Source organism: Burkholderia sp. GbtcB21 (genome assembly GCF_019091065.1).
GTDB lineage: Bacteria > Pseudomonadota > Gammaproteobacteria > Burkholderiales > Burkholderiaceae > Burkholderia > Burkholderia pyrrocinia_C.
The window spans coordinates 1-6,583 of the sequence record NZ_JAGXKA010000045.1; the positions used below are offsets into that span (position 1 = coordinate 1).

Sequence of the window (6,583 nt, forward strand, 5' to 3'; positions counted from 1 at the left end):
GCCGAGCTGGCCGACCGTGCGGCACGTTCGCTGCGCGACGAAGAACTCCGTGCCGATCGCGCTGCACGCTCGCTGCGAGACGAAGAGCTTCGCGCCGAGCTGGCCGACCGTGCGGCACGTTCGCTGCGCGACGAAGAACTCCGCGCCGATCGCGCTGCACGCTCGCTGCGAGACGAAGAGCTTCGCGCCGAGCTGGCCGACCGTGCGGCGCGTTCGCTGCGCGACGAAGAACTCCGCGCCGATCGCGTTGCACGCTCGCTGCGGGATGAAGAGCTTCGCGCCGAGCTGGCTGCTCGCGCAGAAAACGGGCTAGAAGTCATCAAATAATCCGGGCAGCGAAAATTGACGACTCGATCAGAACTGGAACAGCGAATCGACAGCCTCCTGGCTGGTGAGGTTGATCGTATCCTGACTACCGTTCCGTACGCGGGACATCTCATTTCTGAGGAGCAGGCTCTCGATGACGAATATTACATTCGACATCGCATCGAGACGATCAAGCGCATCATCCTCACTGCCAGAATCGATGCGCTGGCTCTGGCTCGCATGATCGAGGAAGACTATGGAAGCAGCCGTCTATGGGGCCGTTACACCGCGGATGAATTGAATCATGACCTCCTCTTCAGACGCGATCTCCATCAACATGGATGCAGTAACGAAACCATAGACGGCACACCTCCGCTCGTTGCGACGCGAAATCTCATCATTTATCTTTCGCGGCGGCTAGAGGAAATCGGATCACTCACCGCAGTCGCTTATTCGTTGTTCGTCGAGTGGAATTCCGATCGCGTCTCTGCGCGGGTCGTCAACCGTGCGGAGCGCCACTATTCCGCCAAGCACGTTTTGGGCGCACGCAGTCATGTTCATTTCGATAAGAACGCGAACCACTACGCGATGATCCTGGACATCACCGACAAGCTGGTTGGCCGTCTGAAGGACGAGAATGCGCTTTTCGACACTTTAAAGGAGCTTGCGTCGTTGTTCTGCGCTTACTTTCAGGAACTGCACGACGTCACCATTGGCCAACGAGCGGAAGCGTCCTCCTCGCCCCAACCCGCGCCGTCGGAGCGTGACCTGCACGCCGTCCAGTCGTAAGCATCGGTTGCGAGTCTTCCACACCCGGAAGGCCAGCGTGGAGGCGACGGAAGCGCAATCTGATGAATGTGTAAGGCAAGCGGCGTCGCCGGACACATTCATGCAACGTCCCAGCCATTACGTAGAGGGATAGGAGGATGACGAAGATCCGCCGAACGTATCAAAGAGAAGGCGCGCCGTCGGTCTAATCGGCTGGTGGCGCGCAGGAGATCAACATTCCATACCAAGCATGAACGCCGAACGTTTGCGCAAGGGTTTCGAATGTGACGGCAAGTCAGATCGGATCGGGATTCGTCGAATCGACATCGCCCCCCCGACGATCCCTTCCTGTCATTCCGGTCACGCGAAATCGGGTACAAGCGGAATGCGTTCCACAGACAATCATGAATCCTTCCGTTACTAATCGAGCATGGCTCCCGACCGCACGCCTGACTGAGCGGGTCACGACACCCAGCGCAAAGGAATTCTATCGGCACTATGTACGGCCGGGACTACCGGTCGTCCTAAGAGGGGCAGCACTTGGGCTGGGTGCCATTCAACACTGGAGTTCGACATATCTGAAAGCCGCGGCGGGAAAACGCTCCGTCCCGATCGAGTTTTCCCCTGACAAGGAATTCGCGCTTCCGGAGCGCATCGGAAAAGATCGCATTCACTCGAAATTTGGCCGCTTTGTCGACTATCTTCTCGACGGCGACGCCAGCAGCCCGACGACCTATTATCTGGCGCAGGTCGATACGTTGCAATACCTCCCGGAACTGGTCGGCGACATCGTCCGGCCCTCGTTTGCACCACTAGCGGAAATCATGCGACCTCCCTATCTGTGGATGGGGATCGGGGGCAACGCGTCGACTCTGCATTACGACTCCTACGACAACCTCTACGCGATGGTCAGCGGCCGCAAGCATATCACTCTGTTTCCACCGTCGGATCGCGCCCATCTCTACCCGTACGTAGATCAGCGCAAGCACGGGCACTTCAGTCGGGTCAATCTTCGTTGTCCAGATCTCTCGCAGTTCCCGGGCTTGCTGAACGCCCGGCCCTTCGAGTGCGTGCTATGCCGGGGCGATATTCTCTACATCCCCGAAGGCTGGTGGCACTATCTGCGCTCGCATGGGCTCAATGTCGCGGTTAACTGGTGGTGGATCGAAGACAGCGCCAAATCCACTCACGCGCATTCCGTGTGATGCAACCAGGCTAATTCAGCTCCGTAAGCGACCGACATCAAGCGGCGCTCCGCGTCCGACCTACCCTGCGACGCGGAGCCAGCCTCAACCGGCGAGAGGGCGCGTCACGGCTCAGTGCCCGAACCAGATACCAATACGCGACCGCAATCGATACGTCCTCACGTCCGGCCCGGCTAACAACACGATGGGTGCGCGACGGCAACGTCACCTGCCCGTCGTCGTCGGCCGACGCCGCTCCGCCACCTCCGCTCCGTCTATCGACTGACCACGCTCGCCGCAATCTGCGCATCCTGCACCGCGACGCCAGTCAAATCCGCCAGCGTGATCTGAGCCCGATCGGCGTCGTTGCGGCCCCGACGCTTTTCGGCAAGCAGGACCCCTATTTCCACCAACTTATCCGTGTGAATGAGTCGCGCAGATAACGCGTGGGAAACTTCGCCATACTGACTGCACTGCGCGATGGAGTCGACCACGACGGCGCCCGCCCGGGCAGCGATGCGCGGATCGAGCTCCTGCTTCCCAGCCGCGTCGGCTCCCACGGCCGTGATGTGGGTGCCATCGCGAATCCACTCTGCTTGAAGCAGCGCTTCGCGTGAAGGTGTCACCGTGACGATCAGGTTCGCATTTCGCGCCACGTCCTCGGCCGTGGAGTGAACCTGCACGGTAAACCCCTGCGCCGACATGTCGGCGGCAAATTGCATACTGCGCTCCCGATTCCGTTCCCACACGTGCACCTCGCGGCACACCGTAACTGGTTTCAGATACTCCAGTTGCAAGCGCGCCTGGACGCCCGCGCCAATGATCCCGATGCCGCCAACCTGATGTGGTGCGAGAAGACGCGCCGCAAGTTGTCCCGCGATCGCGGTGCGCACGCAAGTCAGCCAGCCTTCGTCCTGCAGCAATGCGAGGGGTTCGCCCGTCGTCGCCGAAAACAGCATGACCAGCCCGCTGTTGCTCGGCAGTCCCATCTCTGGATTGTTGTAAAACCCGGAAGATGCCTTGACCGCAAATGTCGCGGTGCCGTCGACATACGCTGACTTGATACAGCACTCTCCGTTGACCGATGCAAACTGAAAATGCTGAACCGGCGGCACCTGCGCCCCACCCCGCGAGTAAGCGATAAAGCCTTGCTCAACCATACGTACCGCACGTTCCATGTCAAAACGCGCAATGATTTCATCCTTGGTCCAGATTCTCATCGCACCGCCTCGATGAATTTATCCAGCATGATGTTCCGGCCGCAGATCACGACGGCAACCGCCCGTCCCCGGTATTCCGACGCACGCTTGAGCATCGCCGCCAGCGCGACGCCCGCGGCGCCCTCGACCATCCAGCCGTCGGTTTGCGCGATGAGCCGCATCGCCGCCTTGATTTCCTCTTCGGTCACCAGTTCGGTTCCCGTGATGATTTTCCGACTGATGTCGAACGTCACGGTATCCGGCTCAATGCCGCCCGCTGTGCCATCAGAAATCGTGTCGGACTCTTCGGATTCGACGATCTTGCCAGCTTTCAGGGAGTGGTAAAGGGCCGCCGAATTGGCCGGCCAGCAACCCACAATCTCCGTCGACGGATGTAATGTCCGGACGGCGGTGCCGACACCCGAGATCAGCCCTCCACCGCCCACGGAAACGAAAATAGCGGATAGGTCAATACCGGCCTCAAGGGCTTGCTCGTCGAGTTCGAGACCGATAGTTCCCTGTCCGGCGATGACATCGATATCGTTGTACGGCGATATGAATGTCATCTGCTTGAGTTCCGCCTGACGACGGGCTTCAAGTTCGACACCTAGCGCCGTGTCGTCGATCGTGACAACGTTCGCACCGAATGCCCGGATCGCGTCGAGCTTGAGCGGCGACGCCGTGCTGGCCGCATAAACCGTCACAGGCACGCCGGCGAGTTTGCCGGCGAGGGCGACGCCCTGTCCATGATTTCCGCTCGATACCGTCAACACACCATTGCGACGTGCCAACGAATCGAGCAAACGCATCTTGTTCCATGCGCCGCGAAACTTGAACGACCCCGTGTGCTGTAGATGTTCGCACTTTAGATAGACTTCGCAACCGGTCGAATTCGACAGCACGGGGCTGTACAAAAGCGGTGTCACCGCGACAAGCGGACGCATGGCGCGATGTGCGTCCTCGATCCTCGCGAATAAATCGTTCGTCACGGGTTCCCCCTTGTTTCGCCCTGCGGCGGTCGGGTACATCGGGCCGGTTCGCATCGGATGGACCGACACGCTTCTGCAATTTGGTGACGAATGTGAATCACCGCGATATCCGTCAATTATGCATAGCCTATTAATTTTAGGAAGCGAGCCGTCTCATTTAATGCGGACATATACGTATTGACACACATACAAGCATCGCATGAAAGCAAATGTTTCCACGCCACCAGTATCGCTTGACCTCGATCAACGGAAATAATCTTGACGCGCAATACACGAGCAAACACTTATGCGAAATAGTACACCCCACTCGTCTCGCAAGCCGAAATAATGATTGAGAAAGGTGCATTCCAACGGATTTTTTCAGCAGGACTTTTGCGTGTGGACTTGCCCCCGTATGCCCGGACACGCGGTCACGCTTGGGTTGGAGAATTTGCTTGCTGGCGAAACTCGCGTGGCGAACGGTATTTCAGGGCACTGTGCGGATGCTTTTCGTTGTAGTGGTCGGGGCCCAGCTCACGGCCTCCCGATCGCAGCAGTCCAGCTCGAAGACGACGCGCAAAGGAGCATCGTCGTCGCAGCGGAATTCGAAAACCGTCCGAGCACCAACGGACGTTGCTTCTGTCCTCCGCGACCCGGCCGTCGTGTCGACGCGCTGAGGGGAATAGCGCATGCCCTTGGCGTGAGAAAAAAAACTATCGGTACGCACAAGGCGCACGTTCTCGAAAAACTTGGACTACAGACCGATGCGGCGCTCGCCCGCTAGAGGGTCGGCCGGGATTCGTGAAATTTTCGCCAAAATGGCCTTAAGCTGCTGATTCAAAATAGAAATCAATGCTCGCATCAAGCGGCGGCGCCCTTCGCTGAAGATCCAGCAGATAGGACCCGAGGCGGTTGATGTGATCCTTCCGGTACGGCGAGAGCGCCTGCAGTACCTCGGCGTCGACCGGCAACCCGTTCTCCTGCAGGACTTTGAACCGCCGCGACATCCATTGGACGTTGTAGAGAATCACCATGTTCGCGACGAGCTGGTTGTACTTGATAACCTTGCGCTGCTCATGCCGGACGTTCTCGGCGACGACTTCGCCGCCGAACATCAGCCACTTCGCAAAATCGTTGAACTGCTCGCTCTTGTTCGTCGCCGCGTGAATGGTCTGGCGCATCTCCGGGTCGTTGATGTACCGCAGCAGGAACATCGTGCGGATCACGCGGCCGAGCTCGCGGAACGCAAAGTAAAGCTTGTTCTTCACGCTCTCGGAACCGAGGCGCCGCAGGATCGTCGACGGCGTCATCCGCCCCGCCTTGATCGAGATCGCCACGCGCAGCATGTCCGGGAAATGCCGCTCGATCAAGGTCCAGTCGATGCTCGCGCGAAACAGCGACTCGATGTTCTTGTAGCGCCGGCGCCGATCAGCCTTGAAGAACGTGAGGTCCTTGATGTCGCGGATGCGCGGCATGAGTTTGATGCCGAGCAAGTGTGCGAGCGCGAACACCGGCGCGCTCTTCGCGTGCGTGTCACCGTGCACGGTGTCGGGCTGCACCTCGGACGCGTTCTTGATCAGGCCATCGAGGATGTAGACGGCCTCGTGCACGCCGCACGGGATGAAATGGCTGAACAGCGCGATGTACTTGTCCGACACGTGGTAGTAGCCAATCCCGCCGTACCGGATGTGATATTCGGAAAGCAGATTCTGCTCGTACAGATTCCACTTCGTGCCATCAGCCGACACGCGCTTGCCCGAGCCCCAGAACTTCGGTAGCGCGAACTGGTTGTAGGCGTTGATGACTTTCACGATCGCCTTGTCGAGGCGTTCCTCGGTCACGTATTTCAGGTTCAGCCACGCGACCTGCTTGCGGCTGAGTTTTTTCACCGAGCGTGCCGTCTGCGTCGGCCCGAGATTACAGCCGTAGCAAAACAGCGTCGTGATGAAGCGTTTGCGCGGCTCGTCGATCTTCGCTTCGAATCCGGAAAGTGGCCCGAACAGACGATGCAGGTCGAGCCACTGTTCCGTTTCGGTGAGGATATCCAGGATGCTGACGGGGCGCATCGTCGCCTCCATCGCCTTAGAGACGGTTTCATAAAGACAGCTCAGTGCGCCGGAGGGTATTCCAGCAGATCAGGCAGCAACCGAGTTTGAGG

At 59.0% G+C, this 6,583-nt stretch carries 5 protein-coding genes and 2 pseudogenes; 3 read left to right on the forward strand and 4 right to left on the reverse strand.

Translation table 11 applies throughout. The features are described from left to right. From KVT39_RS35910 to KVT39_RS35920, 3 genes are all read left to right on the forward strand, one after another. Positions 1–327 (forward strand): hypothetical protein (locus KVT39_RS35910; protein WP_217591363.1); only part of this gene is annotated, 327 nt, incomplete at its 5' end. A gap of 15 nt (positions 328–342) precedes the next feature. Further along, positions 343–1,095 carry an iron-containing redox enzyme family protein gene (locus KVT39_RS35915; RefSeq protein ID WP_217591364.1) on the forward strand — a complete coding sequence of 251 codons (753 nt, stop codon included), beginning with the start codon at positions 343–345 and terminating at the stop codon, positions 1,093–1,095. A gap of 383 nt (positions 1,096–1,478) precedes the next feature. Beyond that, positions 1,479–2,279, forward strand: a complete 801-nt coding sequence (locus tag KVT39_RS35920; RefSeq protein ID WP_217591365.1) for a cupin-like domain-containing protein — start codon at positions 1,479–1,481, stop codon at positions 2,277–2,279. Positions 2,280–2,533: 254 nt separating this feature from the next. Here KVT39_RS35920 and KVT39_RS35925 read toward each other — a convergent pair whose 3' ends face one another. The 4 genes and pseudogenes from KVT39_RS35925 to KVT39_RS35940 all read right to left on the reverse strand — a co-directional run. After that, positions 2,534–3,478: an ornithine cyclodeaminase family protein gene (locus tag KVT39_RS35925; RefSeq protein ID WP_217591366.1), complete on the reverse strand. Its 945-nt coding sequence runs from the start codon at positions 3,476–3,478 to the stop codon at positions 2,534–2,536. Then, positions 3,475–4,446: a threonine/serine dehydratase gene (locus tag KVT39_RS35930; protein WP_368858967.1), complete on the reverse strand. Its 972-nt coding sequence runs from the start codon at positions 4,444–4,446 to the stop codon at positions 3,475–3,477. The genes KVT39_RS35925 and KVT39_RS35930 overlap by 4 nt, the downstream gene beginning before the upstream one ends. A 496-nt stretch (positions 4,447–4,942) precedes the next feature. Next, positions 4,943–5,096 (reverse strand): annotated as a pseudogene (locus KVT39_RS35935) (IS3 family transposase); the annotation flags it as partial. Between the two features lie 153 nt (positions 5,097–5,249). Beyond that, positions 5,250–6,491 (reverse strand): annotated as a pseudogene (locus KVT39_RS35940) (transposase); the annotation flags it as partial. Between the last annotated feature and the right edge of the window lie 92 nt (positions 6,492–6,583).

Excerpts from the sequence above, each read along its gene's own strand:
- KVT39_RS35920 (WP_217591365.1), top strand. The coding sequence starts at position 1,479 with ATGAATCCTTCCGTTACTAATCGAGCATGGCTCCCGACCGCACGCCTG.
- KVT39_RS35925 (WP_217591366.1), bottom strand. The coding sequence starts at position 3,478 with ATGAGAATCTGGACCAAGGATGAAATCATTGCGCGTTTTGACATGGAA.